The organism is Limnospira sp. PMC 1279.21 (assembly GCF_032349615.1).
In the GTDB taxonomy this organism is placed as follows: Bacteria; Cyanobacteriota; Cyanobacteriia; order Cyanobacteriales; family Microcoleaceae; genus Limnospira; species Limnospira fusiformis.
Genome location: NZ_JARPLU010000044.1, coordinates 1 through 19,400 on the forward strand (window position 1 = coordinate 1; position 19,400 = coordinate 19,400).

The 19,400-nt window shown below is 44.5% G+C and carries 19 protein-coding genes; 7 read left to right on the forward strand and 12 right to left on the reverse strand.

The features are described 5' to 3' along the window. Nucleotides 1-137: 137 nt before the first annotated feature. From P5683_RS09070 to sbcD, 3 genes are all read right to left on the reverse strand, one after another. Nucleotides 138-2,057, reverse strand: a complete 1,920-nt coding sequence (locus P5683_RS09070; protein ID WP_315639770.1) for a GTPase family protein — start codon at nt 2,055-2,057, stop codon at nt 138-140. A 463-nt stretch (nt 2,058-2,520) separates the two neighbouring features. After that, a complete protein-coding gene (locus P5683_RS09075; protein ID WP_006668527.1) occupies nt 2,521-4,581 on the reverse strand; it encodes a thioredoxin domain-containing protein in 2,061 nt (686 codons plus the stop codon). Nucleotides 4,582-4,648: 67 nt separating this feature from the next. After that, nucleotides 4,649-5,878: an exonuclease subunit SbcD gene (gene sbcD / locus P5683_RS09080; RefSeq protein ID WP_006623742.1), complete on the reverse strand. Its 1,230-nt coding sequence runs from the start codon at nt 5,876-5,878 to the stop codon at nt 4,649-4,651. A 148-nt stretch (nt 5,879-6,026) separates the two neighbouring features. Here sbcD and moeB point away from each other — a divergent pair, with 148 nt between their 5' ends. Then, nucleotides 6,027-7,199: a molybdopterin-synthase adenylyltransferase MoeB gene (gene moeB / locus P5683_RS09085; RefSeq protein ID WP_006623740.1), complete on the forward strand. Its 1,173-nt coding sequence runs from the start codon at nt 6,027-6,029 to the stop codon at nt 7,197-7,199. Nucleotides 7,200-7,269: 70 nt separating this feature from the next. Here moeB and P5683_RS09090 read toward each other — a convergent pair whose 3' ends face one another. From P5683_RS09090 to P5683_RS09120, 7 genes are all read right to left on the reverse strand, one after another. Further along, nucleotides 7,270-9,927, reverse strand: coding sequence for a PAS domain S-box protein (locus tag P5683_RS09090; protein WP_315639768.1), 2,658 nt, complete (start codon nt 9,925-9,927; stop codon nt 7,270-7,272). Continuing rightward, nucleotides 9,866-11,053: an ATP-binding protein gene (locus tag P5683_RS09095; protein ID WP_315639766.1), complete on the reverse strand. Its 1,188-nt coding sequence runs from the start codon at nt 11,051-11,053 to the stop codon at nt 9,866-9,868. Before P5683_RS09095 ends, P5683_RS09090 begins: the two co-directional genes overlap by 62 nt. Before the next feature lie 163 nt (nt 11,054-11,216). Further along, complete coding sequence (locus P5683_RS09100) at nt 11,217-12,068, reverse strand: M48 family metallopeptidase (protein ID WP_315639765.1); 852 nt, start codon at nt 12,066-12,068, stop codon at nt 11,217-11,219. Nucleotides 12,069-12,262: 194 nt separating this feature from the next. Next, nucleotides 12,263-12,388, reverse strand: coding sequence for a hypothetical protein (locus P5683_RS09105; RefSeq protein ID WP_006668533.1), 126 nt, complete (start codon nt 12,386-12,388; stop codon nt 12,263-12,265). 9 nt (nt 12,389-12,397) lie between these two features. After that, nucleotides 12,398-13,246, reverse strand: coding sequence for an EAL domain-containing protein (locus P5683_RS09110; protein WP_006668534.1), 849 nt, complete (start codon nt 13,244-13,246; stop codon nt 12,398-12,400). A gap of 179 nt (nt 13,247-13,425) precedes the next feature. After that, nucleotides 13,426-13,584 carry a hypothetical protein gene (locus P5683_RS09115; protein ID WP_006668535.1) on the reverse strand — a complete coding sequence of 53 codons (159 nt, stop codon included), beginning with the start codon at nt 13,582-13,584 and terminating at the stop codon, nt 13,426-13,428. Between the two features lie 157 nt (nt 13,585-13,741). Next, nucleotides 13,742-13,993 (reverse strand): hypothetical protein, encoded by a 252-nt coding sequence (locus P5683_RS09120; RefSeq protein ID WP_006668536.1) that lies wholly within the window; start codon nt 13,991-13,993, stop codon nt 13,742-13,744. A gap of 71 nt (nt 13,994-14,064) precedes the next feature. Between P5683_RS09120 and P5683_RS09125 the strand changes: the two genes are divergently transcribed. From P5683_RS09125 to P5683_RS09150, 6 genes are all read left to right on the forward strand, one after another. Further along, nucleotides 14,065-15,747 (forward strand): Ycf66 family protein, encoded by a 1,683-nt coding sequence (locus tag P5683_RS09125; protein ID WP_315639763.1) that lies wholly within the window; start codon nt 14,065-14,067, stop codon nt 15,745-15,747. A 43-nt stretch (nt 15,748-15,790) separates the two neighbouring features. Next, nucleotides 15,791-16,147 (forward strand): YkgJ family cysteine cluster protein, encoded by a 357-nt coding sequence (locus tag P5683_RS09130; protein WP_071533648.1) that lies wholly within the window; start codon nt 15,791-15,793, stop codon nt 16,145-16,147. A gap of 60 nt (nt 16,148-16,207) precedes the next feature. After that, complete coding sequence (locus tag P5683_RS09135; RefSeq protein WP_315639762.1) at nt 16,208-16,657, forward strand: TMEM165/GDT1 family protein; 450 nt, start codon at nt 16,208-16,210, stop codon at nt 16,655-16,657. Nucleotides 16,658-16,691: 34 nt separating this feature from the next. Next, the gene (locus P5683_RS09140) at nt 16,692-16,979 is read left to right on the forward strand and encodes a TMEM165/GDT1 family protein (RefSeq protein WP_006623729.1); all 288 of its coding nucleotides are present in this window, start codon (nt 16,692-16,694) and stop codon (nt 16,977-16,979) included. 111 nt (nt 16,980-17,090) lie between these two features. After that, a complete protein-coding gene (locus tag P5683_RS09145; RefSeq protein ID WP_006623728.1) occupies nt 17,091-17,381 on the forward strand; it encodes a type II toxin-antitoxin system Phd/YefM family antitoxin in 291 nt (96 codons plus the stop codon). Then, nucleotides 17,365-17,697: a type II toxin-antitoxin system RelE/ParE family toxin gene (locus P5683_RS09150; RefSeq protein WP_006623727.1), complete on the forward strand. Its 333-nt coding sequence runs from the start codon at nt 17,365-17,367 to the stop codon at nt 17,695-17,697. The genes P5683_RS09145 and P5683_RS09150 overlap by 17 nt, the downstream gene beginning before the upstream one ends. 70 nt (nt 17,698-17,767) lie before the next feature. Here the strand turns inward: P5683_RS09150 and P5683_RS09155 are convergent, their stop codons facing one another. Then, nucleotides 17,768-19,171, reverse strand: coding sequence for a hypothetical protein (locus P5683_RS09155; protein ID WP_315644864.1), 1,404 nt, complete (start codon nt 19,169-19,171; stop codon nt 17,768-17,770). Nucleotides 19,172-19,180: 9 nt separating this feature from the next. Beyond that, on the reverse strand, nt 19,181-19,375 hold the full coding sequence (locus P5683_RS09160) for a hypothetical protein (RefSeq protein WP_396442933.1): 195 nt from the start codon (nt 19,373-19,375) through the stop codon (nt 19,181-19,183). Nucleotides 19,376-19,400: the final 25 nt, after the last annotated feature.

A 19,400-nucleotide genomic window follows, 5' to 3' on the forward strand; every position in this document is an offset into this window, starting at 1 on the left:
TATTAATTGTTAATTGTTAATTACATTTCCCGACCAGAAGATGAATAAACCCGCCACCCGGTCATTAATTATTAATTATTAATTGTTAATTGTTAATTATTAATTACAAGGAGATGGTAAGGCGGGGCAGGTGTGTCTTAGGTTTTCTTTAATTGGAAATAGTAATCAAATCGCTTTTCGAGTTGTTGAACGGTGAGATTTTGGGTCCAGTATTCAACTAAAGCGTGTCCGAAAGCCCAAGCATTATGGTCAGGTGGATCGGGGTTATTTAAAAGTAGCGGCCAGAGGGCGAGAAGGTCAAAATTAGGGGATTTAGTGCGATCGCTAGTGAGGAGACAAAACAGATCATAACCCATCTGCAATTTACCGATCGCCACCGGAAGTTGCTCTATGGGTATTTGTTCAGCCAACAGATAGGCGAGGGTAGGGTTTCCGGTGGTGAGGGTAGAGATAAATTTGAGGACAGGACTTTTTAATAAGGCTGTTAACCCTTGGGTGGTTGCCATTTGCCGGGTATAGCGGTCAATAATTTTAGCGGCGGCGAGAGTGCGGGATTTTTGCTCTCGTAAAAATCGGGCTAATCTTAATTGTTTGGTCGGTCCGACTGCTTCCACTAAATGGTTGGATAAAACCTCAGCATTCCAAGGATTTCTCTGAGTTGAGGAATCACTGGTAACTAGGGGTAAAACCAGATCGCAAAATTCTCCTAACTGTTGGTGACGATATTCTGTCGCCTCCCGAATAGCTTTTTCTTTCGGTCTATTTCCGGTTTCCCAATTATAGGGAGGTTCCCATTCTCTGACCGGACGCAGACGGTCAACTTGGGTGACAATAGCGATCGCTTTCAGGTCAGGAACTTCCACACGCATATCCTGCAAAAAATCCCGATCCATTTGTAAGGCTGGATCGAGGGCGGGTGTGACTAATAATAGCAAATCTGCTGTTTGGGCTTCACTAACCACCAACTCCCGCAGGTCTTCTCGTTTCACTTGTTCATAACCGGGAGTATCCCACAAATTTAGGGATTCTCCTGTCGGTGTACTCCAGTGATAATTTTTAATGCGATCGGTGCTGGGAAGAACATCAACTTCCGCGAGGTTAGCTTGAAACAGGGTATTAATTAAGCTGCTTTTTCCTGACCCAGTGCGTCCTACTAACAGAATGCTAACCGGTTTTTGTTCCACCTTTTCGGGAGGGTCAGCCTGGGAGATAATCTCCTGTAAAGTTTGGGTTTGCGCCTGGGGTAAATTTTCCTCGGTAACAGTTAACGCCGTCAGGGGAATTTGTTCGCCGCCATAAAGGGCGATCGCTTGTCGGGAGAGGTTTTGTAGGGCTACCTCTCGCATCATTTGACCTAAATTAACTAATAGTTCTTGAGTCGCTTTATTGCTCGGTTTCTGACTCGCTAACCTCGCCGCCGCCGATACCGGATTAAGTATCCATGAAGCCCAACTCCAGACCTGCCATAATTTCCGGGCTGAGGGTTCTAATTTCTGGTAAACTTCATAGGCTTGATAGGCTTGTCCTACCGTTACTTTATTTAGCACTGGGGATAGTTCTTGCATCCACCGATCTAAATCATCTACTGTTCCCCGAATTAATCCATAAGCCTGGGGTACATAAATATCAAGTAGGGGATATTTTACCTCGGGATGATATATATTAGCAATCACAATTACTAGCTGTTTACAGCGTTCCCAAAATTGCCCCCAGTCTAACCAAAATGGCGGATCATTTCGCGATTGTATCAGGATGTCTTGTACCGCTTTTTCTACCTGGGCGATCGCTTCACTCCCTCCCGTGGCTGCTGCCATTTCTTCCGTTAATTCAAACTTGGCGGCTGCTTCGTCACGAGCCGCTTCTATCTGGGCAAGAACTGGCTTTGTCCACCTTACTAATAACCATCGCCACCCCAATAATAGCAGCGTGACAATTCCCCAGATCCAGTTAATACCCCAGCTATGAATTTGCCACCCCGCTGAGATTAATAAAAATCCAACTATGATCGCGATCGGACTGACTATAATTGCCCATTGCCAAGGCTTTAAGTTTACCATTTCTCCATTTTCCTAGTCTTGATCAGCTCATATTTCTGCCTATTGTCTGGAACTGGTGGGCGATGGTATTCACAAAATGTCTCTTTTGTCAAGATGCCTATTGGGGGCTGTCCATTTTTTCGGGAAAATTCGTGCATCGCCAGAGGCAAGTTTGAGACGGCGAATTATGCTAAATCCTTATATGACAAGGGTTATAGACCCTGTTTTTGGCATTTAGGCACAATAAACCCTTGGGTAACATTAATTACAGTCTACCAGAACCCCTATAAACTCGTCAATAATTTGAGAATAATTGGCAATAAATTCTTATTAATTCTTAATGTCGTTGAAAATAACAAAACTCTCTAGCCGTATGTATTAGCAAAACTTAACTATTTGGGGACGATAGCGCCAACTGTTGGGTGAGGGTATGGGTGAGGGTGTATGTAGGCTTGGGAATTAATCCCAAGCCTATTTTGAGGTATTATGTACGGGTAAGACTTTCGTGCAATTGAGTTAGCATTTCCGCCTCATCTTGGGCGGGTTTTTTGCATTTGAGACCCTGACAAACGAGGGCGATCGCACCGGGAGGCAAATTTTGATCAAGTTTAAAAACAGCAGTAGGTAGATACTGCTTGTTTAACTTAGCGATTTGCTCATAATTAGTGCGAACCAAAGTATTATTACAATACCAATCAAAAGCCACAAACAGACTCGGACAGGCTTGTGGAGACTGGCGCATAACACTAGCAAAGGCTTCCAAAGCCTGGAGGGCGCGATCCAAATAGTTGAGGTCTTCTGTTAACAGAAATAGGCGCACCAAATTAGCGATCGCCACCCCATTCGCCGCCGGAGTAGCATTATCCATATAACTACGTTCACGAATTAGCAAAGTTTCAGCATCATCAAGGGCTGTATTAAAGTAGCCCCCCAATTCCACACTCCAGAGATACTGGTCAAACTCATTCTGAACTTTGACAGCATTTGTCAGCCAAAAATCTGCCAATTCCGGATGTTGCAAACTAGCTTGATGTAGATCAATTAACGCTTTGATAAATAAAGCATAATCTTCCGACTGCGATAATACCGCCACCTTGCCGTCATAATTAACCCGGTGAAAACGGTCATCAACCCACTGATGTTCTAGGACAAATTTTGCCGCCTTAGTCGCCAATTCCAAATATTCGGAATTATCCAAAACCCGCGCCGCTTTCGCCAACCCCGAAATCATCAGAGCATTCCATGCTACAATCATCTTAGTATCAGTAACCGCCGGAATACGACCCGGCCAGTCCCTTTCTTTAGCCGCCTGATTATTCTCAGCCACCGGGAAAGTTGTAACCTCCGCTGGTGGCGCACCATAACGGACTGCGAATAGTTTAGCCAAAGCAGTTTCTATCAAAGGCTCTAACTCATCACAATTCCAGCGCTGCAATACCGTTTTACCTTCAAAATTACCAGATTTTGTCACCGTAAATTGTGCTTGTAACTCCCCAAATTCTGCCGGACTCAGGAAAGTTTCTAACTCTTGGTTAGTCCATACATAAAACGCACCTTCTTCCGGTTCTTTATCCTGGGAGGTGACAAAACTATCAGCATCTTGTGCCGCGTAGAAATAGCCCTCCGGTGCAGTCATTTCCCGTTTCAGCCATTCCACTGTACCATTAATCGCCCTTTGATAAGCAGGTTGTTTCTCGCCATCAGACCATAGGTCTGCCAAAAACTCAAGAATTTGACCGTTATCATAAAGCATTTTCTCGAAGTGAGGAACTGTCCAGGTCGGGTCAACCGTGTAACGATGAAAGCCTCCCGCCACATGGTCATAAATTCCTCCAGTCACTAAGTCTTTTCCCCGTTGCAAACAGGCTGCTTTACCATCTACTTTAGGTGAAGAAATTAAGCGAGTTCCCCGCCAAGCCATATCCGCATAAGGAATCATCGGAAACCGAGGACCGCCGTAGTTATTACGACCAACTACTCCCGTGTTAGTTTCTAGTCCTTGTTTCAGTAAATCTTCGGTTAATTCCGAGGGTGGTAAAATCATAGACTGTCGCAGTTGGGTCAGAATTTCCTCGGTGACAGTTTCGAGTTTATTTTTGTCAGTCTGGTAAAAGTTGTGAATGGCTTTCAATAAATCCAAAAACCCCGGCCTTCCGTAGCGAGGTTCAATGGGAAAATAAGTCCCACCATAAAAGGGGATCCGATCGCCTGGGGTGAGAAATACATTTAACGGCCAGCCTCCTTGACCAGTCATCATTTGTAGGGCTTGCATATAAATGCTATCGATTTCTGGACGTTCTTCGCGATCGACTTTGATGGGGATAAAATTAGCGTTCATATATTCAGCGATCGCCGCATCAGAAAACGCTTCCCCCTCCATAACTGTACACCAGTGACAACTTGAGTAGCCAATAGACAGAAATATGGGCTTATCTTCAGTTCGAGATTTTTCTAAGGCTTCATCGCACCAAGGCCACCAGTCAATGGGATTATCTGCGTGTTTGCGGAGATAAAGGCTTGATGATTGGGCTAGACGATTGCTCATAATATTAGATAAGTTCTAGTGCTATTGACTATGTTGGGATAATTAGTTTTCAGTATAGCGTTTAAATTTACTCGGCGGTATTCTCAGCTAATAAAGCCCTAGCCGCCTCGATCATATCCTGCTGTAAACCCTTTAAATGGTCGTGGTTATCCAAATAGGTTTTTAGGGCTTCTAGGGGGTCGATCGCACTTCCCGCCGCCAATTGAGGGACACGAGGGCGGGCTAGTTGACTAATTAATTCCGGTTGGATAGTATAACTATGGGCTGCACTGAGGGCGGCGTGCAGTTTCGGCATATCGATCGCATCTAATTGATCTGGTCGCAACTGATACAGTAGTCGCACCACAGCCTGATCAATGTTTTTCTTAGCGATCGCCCCCAGCAATGCGGTTAGGGGGTCATCTTGCTGGGAAATATCCACCCTAATTGTACAAAATGAGCGCACTGGTAAAGGGCAAAATTCCCAAGTTGTTTGATTCTTCGCCAAATTCACCAACACAAACCCCTTGTCTTCTTTTTCCTCTGAAAAATCCACCCTTTCTATGCTCCCCGGATACACCACCGGAGGGTTATTAGTAGGATTAAGATTTTGGTGTTTGTGAACGTGACCCAAAGCCACATAATCAAACTGAGGACGAGTCAACAACCCCAAAGGAAGATTAAAACCTTTCCCCACCGCCAGAAACCTCTCAGCCCCGAAACTAGCGCGATCGACCATTAAATGTCCTAACAATACCGTGGGAATATCCGGATCAAGCCGTCGAATTTCTCCCTCTAGGGCTACCGTTAGGCGATCGATGAGTAATTTATTAACCGCCTCCAAAGACAGCCCCTCAGTGTCCGGTCGAGTCAGTAGGGTTGAACGGGTCAACCAGGGGATAGTAATCACCTGAACTAAACCGTGGCGAGTTGGAATGGGATGGGTTTCTAAGCGATCGCCCACCACAAACCCCGGCACTCCCAGAGTCCGATAAATCCCCAAACTCGCCCCCCCCTGTCCTTGGGAATGTTGGTCATGATTCCCCACCAGTAACACCGTGGGAATTTCCGCATCTACCAGGCGGCGAAATTCCTGAGCGAAAGCCTGCTTAACAAATGGTGGCGGGGTAGAATCAGGGAAAGCATCCCCCCCAAACAAAACCAAATCCACAGGTTCTGCGATCGCCCGATCTATACATCGCCCCAAAGTTCTGGTAAAATCTTCCAGACGAGTATTTAAGCCAGTTTCCGGGTTGATCCGTCCTTGGGAAAAACCACTACCCAAATGGATATCCGAAAGATGCAGGACTTTAATCATCAAATTCTCGCCCAATGTATCAATGGCAGGTTACTGTTAACTGAGTAGTGTACCAAAGATTGGGGTTGAAGGGCTTGTCGTTTTCCAGAAACTTTGTGGTATTGTAGGTTTTTGAGAACGGTTGCATATTCCCTTGCCAGACCTTGCCATGTTAAATCCGAATTTGGATGAAATCCAGTTACAGCCAGACGAATACGAACGCTACTCCCGTCACCTGATTTTACCAGAAGTCGGGTTAGAGGGTCAAAAGCGTCTGAAAGCGGCCAGCGTCCTCTGTATTGGCACAGGTGGACTCGGTTCACCTCTGCTATTATACCTAACTGCAGCAGGGATTGGTCGCATTGGGATTGTCGATTTTGATATTGTAGACAATTCCAATCTCCAACGCCAAATCATTCACGGGACCTCCTGGGTGGGAAAACCTAAAATAGAATCTGCCAAAAATCGGATTCTCGAAATTAATCCTAACTGCCAGGTAGAGTTATACAATATCCGCCTCAGTTCCGAAAATGCCCTGGATATTATTAGATCCTATGATGTCGTCGTAGATGGCACCGATAACTTCCCCACCCGTTATCTGGTCAATGATGCTTGTGTTTTGTTAAATAAACCCAACGTCTACGGGTCTATTTTCCGATTTGAGGGTCAGGCTACCGTTTTCAATTATGAAGGCGGACCCAACTATCGCGACCTATATCCCGAACCCCCACCCCCTGGGATGGTTCCTTCCTGCGCTGAAGGTGGAGTTTTAGGGATTCTACCAGGCATGATTGGCGTTATTCAAGCCACTGAAACCATTAAAATTATTTTGGGACAGGGACGGACTCTTAGCGGTCGCTTACTGCTTTACAATTCCCTAGATATGAGTTTCCGGGAATTGAGATTACGGCCTAATCCTGAACGTCCGGTGATTGAAAAACTCATCGACTACGAACAATTCTGCGGCATTCCCCAAGCTAAACAGCAGGAAGCACAAGCAGCCGGATCTCTCGCGGAAATGACGGTGACGGAATTAAAATCTCTGATTGACAGTGGTGCGGATGATTTTGTGTTGATTGATGTTCGCAACCCTAATGAGTACGAAATCGCCAAAATTCCGGGTTCTGTTTTAATTCCTCTACCCGACATTGAACAGGGTAAAGGGGTTGAACAGGTTAAAGAAATTCTCAATGGTAATCGTCTAATTGCACATTGTAAAATGGGAGGGCGATCGGCTAAGGCTTTAGGAATTCTCAAGGAAGCTGGTATTGAGGGGATTAATGTTAAAGGCGGAATTACTGCCTGGAGTAAAGAGGTTGATCCTTCGGTTCCACAATACTAACAGGGTGTAAAATGGTGCGTCAGTGGGATTATTCTATATTATTCATGATGATTAATCCGTCGGACGCACCCTACTTGGGCTTGGTTAAATCAATTAAAATATCATAGCGGAAATCATTAGCTAATTTGCTAATATAATCAGCTAGGGGTTTATATTGACCAGGAATTTTCGCAATAGTATCAGCAATTAAGCGACCGTTTAGTTTAGTGGCAGCTTGATGTAATTCTTTTAGCCACGGTTCCGGCATTACGGAAAGATTGATTTCCGTTGTATCAACAGATGTGTTATAATTGCGATTGGCTGAGTTTTGGGATTCAGAAATAGCCAGATTTTCGGCTAATTGGGATTGATTTTGTTCATAGATAAAACGGACTCCGAGATGTTTAACGATAGTTTGTAATAGCTGGTCTACCCGGAAAGGTTTGCGGACAAAATCATCACACCCAGCCGATAAAACAATAGATTTTTCTTGTTGGAGGGCGCTGGCGGTTAGGGCAATAATTACAGTAGCTTGACCCTTGAGGTGGCGTTTAATTAGCTGAGTGGCTTCATAGCCATCCATAACTGGCATTCGCATATCCATAAAAATGAGATGGGGCTTCCATTCCTCCCAAATAGCGATCGCCTCCTGACCATTTTCCGCCTCTCGGACATGGAAACCCAAGGGGTTCAATAATTTGACCACTAATTTGCGGTTAGTCCAGTTATCATCAACCACCAAAATCCGATATTCCGGCTGATTTTCTGCTAAAGCGATCGCCCTCCCTGGAGATTTTTCGGAGTTTCTAGTCGCCGCCTCAGCCATAGTCACTTGAATATCAAACCGAAAAATTGTGCCTTTTCCTCTCTCGCTGCTAACTTGAATCTCCCCACCCATTAAACCAATAAACTTTTGAGTTATCGAGAGTCCCAAACCCGTCCCCTGTTGAGAATTACGACCAGTTTCTGTTTGCGAAAACGGTTCAAAGAGTAAATCCATTTCCGAGGGGTCAATACCGGGTCCGGTATCCTCAACTTCAAACCATAGTTGCCCAAAATCATGGTTAAATTTACCCAATTTCACCCGCAAAATCACCCCACCTTTCACAGTAAATTTAATGGCATTTCCCAGCAAATTAATTAAGCATTGACGCAGTTTTTGTTCATCGGCATAAATATAAGTCGGGATCTGATCATCAATGGCAAAATCCAGGGTTAATTTTTTCGATGAGGCTGGCAATTCTAGCATTTCTCGCAGGGAATTAAGTAAGGAGATTAAATTAAAATTCGTGGGATTCAGAGAAACTCTACCCGCCTCAATTTTCGACATCTCCAAAACATCATTAATCAACTCTAAGAGATGTTCACCACTGCGACCGATAATTTCTAAATGTTCTTTATGGTCAAATAGAGGAATATTAGGATTATGATATAATTCCCTTTCCATTAATTGAGTAAATCCCAGAATAGCATTAAGTGGTGTGCGTAATTCATGACTCATGCGGGCGAGAAATTCACTTTTAGCCCGACTAGCGGTTTCGGCGGCTTCCTTGGCTTGTTGAAGGGCTATTTCAGTTTGTTTGCGATCGCGAATATCTCGGACTACAGCGCAGCCATATTCCCGGTGATTATATTCTAAATGACTCAGGGTAATTTCCACAGCGATCGCCTGACCAGTTTTAGTATAATGAGTTGATTCAAAAGTAAATGAACCTTGGTCTCGCAAATCATCCCAAGAAATTGACCAACCACCAGGGGAAGCGAGGGGATCTATATCTCCCACTTCCATGGTCAGTAATTCCTCTTGAGAATATCCCAGAATTTGACAAGCGGCTTCATTCACATAAAAAAACCTGCCATTAATATCACTAAATAAGACATAATCCCTAGATTTATCAATCGAAAATTGAGTTAAACGCAGCTTTTCGTCGATTTCCTTACTTTCGGTAATATCTTCTAAAACCCCCAAAATTCCCAACACATTACCCTGGGAATCTAACATAGGAATTCTGCTAACATCTAGCCAAATTCGCCGCCCTCCCGGTCCTAGCTTTTGTTTAGGCGCTACCACATTCATTTCCGGGGTGCGAGACTCCAAAACCTGTGTATCTTTTTCCCGGTAAAACTCGGCAATATTAGCATCTGCAAATAAATCAAAATCTGTCTTTCCGACTACTGATTCTGAACTATCTAGTCCGGCGGCGATCGCCCAATTTCGGTTACAACCTCGAAATACTAAATTAGTATCTTTCCAAAATACTTGTTGGGGGATATTATCCAGAAGTAGACGTAAATACTCTTCTTTTTCGCGAATTTCTTGTTCGGAACGTTTGCGTTGGGTAATATCAATAATTTGAGCGATCGCACAGAGAGGATTTCCCTTGACATCCAAACGCAGATAACAAGTAACAATCCCATAAACCCAATGTCCGTCTCGATGACGGTAGCGTTTTTCGAGGGTGTATTCATCAATTTGTTGGGTAATTAATTGCTCAAATTTTTGCCGACAAATATCCCCATCTTCCGGGTGGGTAATTTCATTAAAATCCAAGTTAATTAAATCCGCTTGGGAGTAGCCCACCCACCGACAAAAAGCCGTATTTACCTCTAAAAAATAGCCCTCCGTTGAGATTTCCGCAATCCCAATGGGGGCTAAATGAAATAAATCTCGCAGGCGATTTTGACTCTCAGCTAGGGCGGTTTCTAGCTGTTGTAATTTCTGGTGTAATTGACGGTGATTGTGATTCATATATCGGTAAAGTAAAGTAGAAACTGGTGGCTACACCCAGATCAGACTCTACCCAAATATCCCCTCGATGGCGATCAATAATTTTCCGACAAATCGCTAAACCGATACCATTTCCTGGGTATTCCTGCTGGGTATGTAGTCGTTGGAAAATCTGAAAAATTCTCTGGGTTTTATCCGCCGGAATACCAATCCCATTATCATGGATACCAAATTGCCAATTTTGATTTTTCGGCATCACAGAAACCGTGATTTTGGGGGGTATACCAGGACGGTGATATTTAACTGCATTAGCAATCAAATTTTGAAATAGCTGTCCTAACTGAAGGCGATCGCCAAATACCATTGGGAGTTTCTCTGAGGTAATAATCGCCCCACTTTCCTGAATCGCTAAACTTAGGTTACTCAGAGTTTCCTCTAATATAATATTACAGTCGATCGCCTCAAAAGCAGCTTGTTTCGTTCCCACCCGGCTATAGTGTAGCAGATTTTTAATTAATTGCTGTAGTCGCATTCCCTCATCTAAAATCGGCAGCACATATTCTTCTGCTTCCTCCTCCAGGTTAATTTGCGATTTCAGGGTCAGCATCAATTCCGCAAACCCGGTAATGGTCTGTAGTGGTTGTTGTAGGTCGTGGGAAACAATATAAGCAAATTGTTCAAGTTCTTGGTTAGAACGTTTCAGATCTTCGTTCAACTGCTGTAAACGAAAGTTTTGATTTTGTAATTGTTTCTGTAGTCTTCTAATGGTCAGTTGATGTTCAACCCGCGCCAAAACTTCCTCAACTTGAAAAGGTTTGGTGATATAGTCCACTCCCCCCACCGCAAAGGCTTTCACCTTATCGATAACATCATCCAAAGCACTCAGAAAAATTACAGGTATCTCAGCCGTTTTCTGTTGAGATTTTAAGGCTTCACAGACCTGATAACCGTCCATTTCCGGCATTTTAATATCTAGCAACACGAGATCCGGCGGTTGGTTGGCAACTGCCATTAGTGCTAATTTGCCGTTAATCGCACATTGTACATCATAATCGCGATCGCCAAGAGTTGCCGACAATACCCGCAAATTATCAGGTGTATCGTCAACTATTAAAATGCTACCTTTTTCTGGCTCTACACTGTTCACAAAATTCGATTAAAACAATAGGGGACTTTCCAGAAATTATCTGGTAACTGTTGCCGGTCGGTTGGGGACTACCGCCCATAATAATACCACATATAATAATAAACCCTCCCCTCAGAAAAGGGAAGAGTTGAACCGGGAGCCAAATTCTCCCACCGCTTCTCAACTAAGATAGCAGTTGTCTAACTATTTGTCTGTATCTTTCATTATTCATCCCTCCGCTTTGTCCTGCTAGTTGTGGATCAATATGCCGTCTCATGGCTTCAATGCGATCGCGGGTGGCGGGGTGAGTGCTTAAAAATGTGGGAGGAGAACTGCTACTTAAAAGTTTTGCCATAAAGTCTAGAGCTGCTTCTTGAGCATATCCAGCCCTACCCAAATTAATGATTCCCAGTTCATCTGCTTCAAATTCTGCACTGCGACTATTCGGCCGTCTTAGGGCTAATTCTACCCCAATTTGTACCGCCCTATTAGTATCAAGTCCAGCCGCCGAAGCCACACCTTGAGCGATCGCCATTTCTCGCATTTGTTGAATAGCATGACGACCGACAATATGCCCAATTTCATGAGCAATTACACTAGCCAGTTGTGCTTCATTATCGGCGGCGTTAATTAAACCTGTATGGATATAAACAAATCCCCCCATAGTAGCAAAAGCATTAATCCGGGAATCATCAACTACTTGGAAAGTATAGGGAATATTAGGGCGATCGCTAGTTTGTGCCAGTCGCTGACCAATTTGGTTAACATACATAGTTAAATCGCGGTTACGATGCAAACGAAACTCGCGACCTACCATCTGATCATTGATCTGTTTACCAATATTGACTTCTTGGCGATCGGAAATAGTAGAAAGCTGGATAACTTGAATTCCTCTAAAAATCAACTCCGGGATAGAAATCGCTTGGGTAGCGGATATAGAACTTAATAAAATCCCACAGACCACCGTTACTGATAGCAGTGGATACAGCAAGCGACGGGTATTTTTTCGGAGTTGTGGCAGGTAGTTTTTAAACATAATTAAACAGTTGTTAAGGTGGAAAAGCCAGGCTAGAACATTACGAGGAATCCCAAAGGCTGAAAGGGTATGGTTGCACTATTTAATAGTTCGGGTGAACGTCTACAATTCAGGAAAAAAATGTGTGTTCCTCCTTAATGTTACTGTTCGCATTTTTAATCCTTGGCTTTCTCCCTGGTTTGGTGGTCAATCATCTAATTGACGCGCTTAGGTGCAGATTGGCTGTGGAAAACAGCGATCGCCCCTACTACACAGGGTGTGATACCATAACTATATTCTACCCGTATTTGAGACTCACAATCACTTAAAAAAGTTGCCATTCCCAAAGTTCACCCCAAAAATTTGGCGGCTAGGGGGTGAGGTTGAGTCAGATAATATCCCTGAGCATAATCTATTTCCAGGTCTCGGAGGGTTTCAAAGGCTGGGGAAGTTTCTACCCCGTTGGCTATGGTCTCAATAGCTAAAGACTGCGCCACCAACTGAATTATTTGGACAATTGAGCGATCGCCTAAGTCCTGCGCGATATCTTTCACCAAGTCATCGGCTATTTTCAGATAGTCAACGGTGACATAGTTAAGATAGTCCAATGACGAATACCGACCACCGACCTGATCTACTGTAACATAATAGCCCTGAATTTGCAGGTTAGCGATCGCATCCGCCGCCTTTTGAGGGTTAGCTAGAATAGTTGATTCCGCAATTTCCCAGCAGAATAGATCCGGTGTCAGGTCTCGTTTAAGTATTTCTCGCTCTAATTTTCGCCACTGTCGGTAATCATATAGAGTCCGACTCGATATGTTAATAGCGAAACGATATTTTTCCCGATTTTCGGGGCTAGTTTCCGACAACAAATCTAATACTGTTTCAATTACCCAGCGGTCTATTTTTTCAGCTAATCTATAGCCTTGGGTTATTATTGGTACAAGCCACGAAGCTGGAACCACTTGCTCTGGTTCATCAATGAAGCGGATTAGAATTTCACAGTATCGCTTCGACTCCCCACTGTTTAGGGAGATTGCTTCTTGAGTATACAGACCAAACCGCTGTGCTGATCGAGTCTTTTTCAGGCGGTTAATCTGGTGAATGCGATCGCCACAGCCGTCCAGATCGCCACCAGGTAAACAAATAACTTTAGACTGACCACTTAAACCATTTTTTAATGTCGCAGACCTTCTCATAAAACTTGACCCCCAACTTAGCTCAAACAGGTGAGCAGATATTATTGCCTACTTGTACGATAACTAGCCTAGGTAAAATAACCATGAAGATTTGATGAGACTTTTCTTAGGTTAGTTATGGCGAGCCAAGTCTGATGGTCTTTGGAGACCATGAAACCTTACCGGAAAATCCACAGTTGTCAATCTAAATTTACGAACTGAGACGTGAAAAGTTGCACTGTCTCTGTATTAGGGGTGATACTCAATAACCAGAATCGGTTATCAAAAGTCCATTTCCACCCCAAATGCAGGTGTAGTGATAAAGTGATAAGTGCAGCCAGGATTAATTTTTCCAGCATAGCCGATCGCTCCTTTTCAGATAAACATTAACCGCACCCTTTGTGAATTTAGGATCGATTATAAACAATTAGTTAGATAACGACCATGATTTGATGCAGTTATCATCATGATCTTCTACACTCAATTGTTGTGATTTCCGTCACATTAGCAAAATCCCTAGAGAGCTTCTGTATTTTTAATTACGCTTATCATTTCGCAATATATTCCCCTAGCCTCAGAACCAGCTACCCCATTCATCACCCGAAAATCAAATGGTAGAATGGTAGGCTGGGTCAGAAACCAGCTACCCCATTCATCACCGGAAAATCGAAAACTGACCCACCAGCCGCGAATATGGTAGGGTGGGTCAGAACCAGCCACCCCATTCATCACCGGAAAATCGAAAACTGACCCATCAGGATAGGCCATTATTAATTATCGATTACTTTAGGTCGCGCTGAGATGTACAATGTCTGCAGTAGAGATTTGTGGAGCTAAAGATGCTGGCATACATCCTAGCGATCGCAGTTGGCTTAGGGAGCTTTACCCTATACATGGCTGCCTTCTTCTTTCCAGAGGTTCATCGCAAAAGTGACTTTATCTGGAGTGGTGTGGGTTTCTTCTACGCCCTAATTCTATGGGTGTGTGCAGCACGCTTCACCGGGGCAATTCTTTTGGGTCAAACTGCTAGTGTCGCCTTGTTGGGTTGGTTAGGTTGGCAGACCCTGTTATTGCGCCGGGAAGTCACGCCACCTCATTTACAAACCCCCCTCCCAGACCCCGTAAAACAGAAGGTCTCAGGCTTATTTAGCAGCCGTAGCGTTAAAAAATCTACCACCCCTAAACCATCATCTAAAAAGGCTAAAAAGGCTTCTCAACCCCCAACCCCCGCCGCCACTCCGGTGACACCAGAAGAAGTAAAACCTGTGGCGGAACCTGTGGCGGAACCTGTGGCGGAACCTGTGGCGGAACCTGTAGCGGAACCTGTAGCGGAACCTGTAGCGGAACCTGTAGCGGAACCTGTGGCGGAACCTGTAGCTACTACAGAAGAAGCAGAAGCGCCAGCAGAACCATCCCCTGTGGTGGCGGACAGTGAAGCGGTTGCGCCAGTAGTTGAACCAGAAACTATCACGGAGGAACCAGAATTAGCGGTTTCTCAGCCAGAAGTTGTGGAAGTTGTACCCGAAGCCGCGACAACAGCGCCAGCGGAAACCCCCACGACTGAGGAAGTATCGGAGACAGTATCGGAGACAGTATCGGAGACAGTATCGGAGACAGTATCGGAGACAGTATCGGAGGAAGTATCGAAGGCGGAGGAAACCCCCACGGAGGAGGTGAAAGAAACTCCAGAGGTCAGCAAACCTGATCGGGTAGAATCTGCTAAAGTGCCAGAAGATAAACCTAGTGAAGCGAAGAAATCCAAAGGATTAGGTAGCTTGTTGGGTCGTTTAAAAGGTATATTTGGCGATCGCAAAAAGAAAGAACCCGCCAAAACTGAAGCGCCGGATACTTCTCTGGACAACCCGAAAGCTCCAGAAACACAAGCGGATGCTTCTGATTGGGATGATAATGATGATAGTTGGGAAACCGACGCTGATAATGCTTCCCCCTCTGAGGCGGAAAAAACTAACTCCCCCGATACAGCAGAAGCTGGTCAAGTTTCAACCCCAGATATAGACTCTGAGCATAGTGGTGCTGCTGCTGACCCAGTTTCAACGGGAGAACCGAGAGATGAGGAGGCTACAGATAGTAATATCAAAGCTGATGCTACTGATGTGGAGACTGTCCCCACCCCAGAACCTACAGATGAGGAGGCTACAGATAGTAATATCAAAGCTGAGGCGGAACCTAGCGCTATAGAGACATCAGAAACCGGGGAACAGAAAGACACCAAAGAAGCTGAAACGGCTGTTTCTGAAGTAGCGGACTCTGAGGAGGTAAAAACAGATTCTGCGGAAAAGGCGGACTCCGAGACAATCATGGCGACTCCAGAACCTGAAACCTCAGATAAGATAGAATCTGAGAAGTCGTCAACAGAGACAGAGGAGCAGAAGGGAAGTTCATCTGAATCTCAATCTGATTCTGTTGTTGCGGAAGAGGAGGACGAGGAGGAGGACGAGGAGGAGGACGACAAAACCCCCCGCGCCTTGAAACGTCCCAGAAAGCCTAAACGCAAGAGATAATCTAAGGTTACATATCGATCCGATTCATTATTTGGGGGAAAAAGTGGCAACCTGGCTTTGTGTTAAACAGTGTGGCGCTTGCTGTCATCTTGACCCGACAGAACGCCCGGAATTAGACCAATATCTGGGAACGGAGGAACTCAAACTTTATCTCAGCTTGGTGGGTTCTGATGGTTGGTGCATCCATTTCAATCATGATACCCGTGAATGTAATATCTACAGCGATCGCCCTCGGTTTTGTCGAGTCCAGGCTGATGTCTTTGAAGACCTCTATGGTATTGAACCAGACCAGTTAAATGATTTTGCGATCGATTGCTGTCAGCAACAGATTATCGGGGTTTATGGGGAGGACTCCCCAGAAATGGAGCGGTTTAACCAGGCTGTTGGTTGGGACGAATAACCTTGCATCTTCGGGCAGATTAGGTTAAATTGGATTTCATAATTGTTTCATAAAATATCCGTGACACTAATTTCCGAGCCTGTGGATTCTTCCCCAAATCAGTCTAATAGCCTTCCTGTGAGTCCTAACTTTCAGGAACAACCGTTAAATGAAACTACCATAACTGACCCCGATAGCCTCCCAGGTGACTCTTCCACACAGCCAGATATGGTTTCGGGTGCGGCTGAATCTATCAAAGTTTGGGCGATTTTTACTTCGACATTTTTCACCATCTTTCTGGCGGAAATGGGGGATAAAACCCAGATTACTACCTTATTAATTACGGCGGAATCTCATAATCCTTGGGTGGTGTTTTTGGGCGCGGGAAGCGCTTTAATTACCACCAGTTTATTGGGGGTTTTGCTAGGTCAATGGTTGGCGCGTCATATTCAACCCCAAACTTTAGAACGGGCGGCGGGATTGACTTTGTTAGTGATTTCTGCTATCATATTCTGGGAGGTTTTCCACTAAGTGATTGGCTGGTAAAATTAAATACTGAATATCAATGGATTTACAACTGTTAGGACTGAGTTTTATTACGGTATTTTTATCGGAGTTGGGAGATAAAAGCCAAGTAGCAGCGATCGCCCTAAGTGGTACGACGAAATCCCCTAAAGCCATCTTTTTTGGGACAGCATCAGCCCTAGTCCTGGCTAGTCTGATAGGGGTGTTGGTAGGTCAGGGTGTGGCGGAAATTTTACCGACTCAATGGGTGAAAATGGCGGCGGCGATCGGCTTTGCAATTATGGGAACTCGCCTATTATGGAATAGTAGCAAACCCACGGAAGATTAACCTACTTTAACCCTCTACCTTGGCTTTCATGGACTCGTCAAAGTGCCATCAGATTCCGATGACCTGTGTTAAGATGAAATTCCATGCCAATTATTTACTGTTTGTCTAGCTATGATTAACCTAAGTGGTGATATTCATTCCCTTTCCGACTTCCAGCGCCATACATCTGAATTTATAGCACAGATGAAAGAAACTGGGAAACCTATTGTCTTGACTGTAAACGGGAAAGCTGAATTAGTCGTCCAAGATGCTGTATCCTACCAAAAATTGTTAGACATGATGGAATATTTGGAAACACTTGCGGCGATTAAACAAGGATTAGCTGATGTCAACGCCGATCGCACTTCTTCTCTAGCAGAATTTCAACAGAAAATGCAGGAAAAATATGGAATTTCAAGTTAGGCTGAGTCGTCAAGCAGAAATTGAAATTGAAGCAGCCTACCAATGGTTCAAAGAACGAACCCCTGACTATGCTGATCAGTGGTTTCGCGATTTGATGAATAGAATGGCGACCCTACAAAAACAGCCCCGGCGCTGCGCTTTGGCTATAGAAAATGATGTTTTTCCTGAAGAAATTAGGCAACTTCTCTACGGTAAAAAACAGCCAAATATTTATCGTATTCTGTTTGTGATTCGAGATGATGTGGTTTATGTGCTTCATGTCCGCCATTGTAGACAACCCCCATTAACTGCTGAAGATGGCGATAACCAAGTATAATCTCTCCCCAAGCCACCAATTAAGGCGGTTAAATTGTATTCCTCATCACAACCTCATGGGGGGTTACATTTCATTTCACCCTTTTAATCAATTTCTCGGCGACCCACCACGCACCAACTGCACAAATAATACTCGCCAACAATGCTATAATAAACGGGTGGGGAGGTAGCCAAAAGCGATCGCTATCAGGACGCTCCCAAGGTTCAGTGATTAACCCGGAAGTTGAAGCGACGATCGCACCCGCCGCAATTCCCACACCCACCGCTTGGATATGGTTTTGTAGGTCCCCGTTAGCCTTTTGTTGTTTTCTGTAGTAGTCCGCTTCCGCTTGTTGGCGTTGGCGATCGCATTGTGCTTGGTCAATTTCCACAATGGCGCGAATAGAGGCGATCGCCTGGGAAATTAACCCCGTCCCCTGTTCAAAATAACTTAAATCCGCCGCAATTTGACCCCGGAATTGGGGCGCTGTTTGTTCCCCGAAGTGTCGCCAAAACGATAGTTCTTCCTTATCGGTTCCTAGTGTAGCACAAATCCGCTCGATTGTCTCATTATAATTGTTAAGATTTATGTTAATTGTATTCAATAAATCCTTAATTTTGCGGAGGAGGCGATCGTAAATCAAAGAATCAGCGGCTAGTTGTTTTAACTGAGTTTTAAAATGTTGGAGATAGGCATTATTTTCCGGGTCAGGTGTTGCCGCATCAATTTGGGATTGAATTGCGTCTAAAGTCGGGTCTAGGCTGAGATAATATTGTTTAAGTTGTTGATAAATTTCCCGGCTATCTTGAAACGCTTTCGTGACTTTATGGCGATATAAAAATAGGTCAAAGGTCAACTGAAAGCACTTACCTAGAGTTGTATCTGCCATTTCATCACGGAATAGCCAGACGAGAATATGGGGGGATTTATCCGGTTCGCGGGGGTTGCCATATTCAAAAATAGGACTCCCAAATAATTCCCCCAGACGGGATGGGGAAGTCTTTTGATGGAATAAAGCCTGATAGGATTGATTGGCTAATTCCGTCAATTCCGAACCTTGCAAATCTTGATTTTCCGGGGTCAAATGGAGGGTTAACAGGAGAGTTTGTCCGAGAAAATAAGGAGTTTGGGGAAAGGGTAAAATCTGGTGAGGGTTGAACTGTTCCACCGCCAGAATTTCCACAATGTTGGTGGTGTCGGTATCATCATAGCCAATATTCAGAAAAACCCCATAACTGTCTTGAATTTGGACGGGTTGGATAAAGCCTTCGATATCGGGAGAGTCCGTGAAGGTGAAGGAAATCTGCTTTTTAGGTGGGGTGAGAAGGATACGATTTGGGGTGATGTGAAGATGGGGGTTTAGCCGGGTGTCCGTGAGGTGAGACAAAAGGCGATCGCAATTTGACCATAGGGGGTGAGTGTCTCCCTCCGTGTCATCTTCCCGGAGATGATAAGCGCATAAATAGAGATTAGGGGCGAAAATGCGATCGGTCATTATTTTTCCTCAAGGCGTGTAGGTTGGGTGGAATGCAATGTAACCCAACATTTTACCCAGATTTGTTGGGTTGTAGGTTGGACCGAATGGAATGTAACCCAACATTTTACCCAGATTTGTTGGGTTGCGCTGTCGCTTCACCCAACCTACGATTTTAAGGTTGTAGGTTGGACCGAATGCAATGTAACCCAACATTTTACCCAGATTTGTTGGGTTGTAGGTTGGACCG

Excerpts from the sequence above, each read along its gene's own strand:
- P5683_RS09070 (WP_315639770.1), bottom strand. The coding sequence starts at position 2,057 with ATGGTAAACTTAAAGCCTTGGCAATGGGCAATTATAGTCAGTCCGATC.
- P5683_RS09075 (WP_006668527.1), bottom strand. The coding sequence starts at position 4,581 with ATGAGCAATCGTCTAGCCCAATCATCAAGCCTTTATCTCCGCAAACAC.
- sbcD (WP_006623742.1), bottom strand. The coding sequence starts at position 5,878 with ATGATTAAAGTCCTGCATCTTTCGGATATCCATTTGGGTAGTGGTTTT.
- moeB (WP_006623740.1), top strand. The coding sequence starts at position 6,027 with ATGTTAAATCCGAATTTGGATGAAATCCAGTTACAGCCAGACGAATAC.
- P5683_RS09090 (WP_315639768.1), bottom strand. The coding sequence starts at position 9,927 with ATGAATCACAATCACCGTCAATTACACCAGAAATTACAACAGCTAGAA.
- P5683_RS09100 (WP_315639765.1), bottom strand. The coding sequence starts at position 12,068 with ATGTTTAAAAACTACCTGCCACAACTCCGAAAAAATACCCGTCGCTTG.
- P5683_RS09105 (WP_006668533.1), bottom strand. The coding sequence starts at position 12,388 with ATGGCAACTTTTTTAAGTGATTGTGAGTCTCAAATACGGGTAGAATAT.
- P5683_RS09110 (WP_006668534.1), bottom strand. The coding sequence starts at position 13,246 with ATGAGAAGGTCTGCGACATTAAAAAATGGTTTAAGTGGTCAGTCTAAA.
- P5683_RS09115 (WP_006668535.1), bottom strand. The coding sequence starts at position 13,584 with ATGCTGGAAAAATTAATCCTGGCTGCACTTATCACTTTATCACTACAC.
- P5683_RS09120 (WP_006668536.1), bottom strand. The coding sequence starts at position 13,993 with ATGGCCTATCCTGATGGGTCAGTTTTCGATTTTCCGGTGATGAATGGG.
- P5683_RS09125 (WP_315639763.1), top strand. The coding sequence starts at position 14,065 with ATGCTGGCATACATCCTAGCGATCGCAGTTGGCTTAGGGAGCTTTACC.
- P5683_RS09140 (WP_006623729.1), top strand. The coding sequence starts at position 16,692 with ATGGATTTACAACTGTTAGGACTGAGTTTTATTACGGTATTTTTATCG.
- P5683_RS09145 (WP_006623728.1), top strand. The coding sequence starts at position 17,091 with ATGATTAACCTAAGTGGTGATATTCATTCCCTTTCCGACTTCCAGCGC.
- P5683_RS09150 (WP_006623727.1), top strand. The coding sequence starts at position 17,365 with ATGGAATTTCAAGTTAGGCTGAGTCGTCAAGCAGAAATTGAAATTGAA.
- P5683_RS09155 (WP_315644864.1), bottom strand. The coding sequence starts at position 19,171 with ATGACCGATCGCATTTTCGCCCCTAATCTCTATTTATGCGCTTATCAT.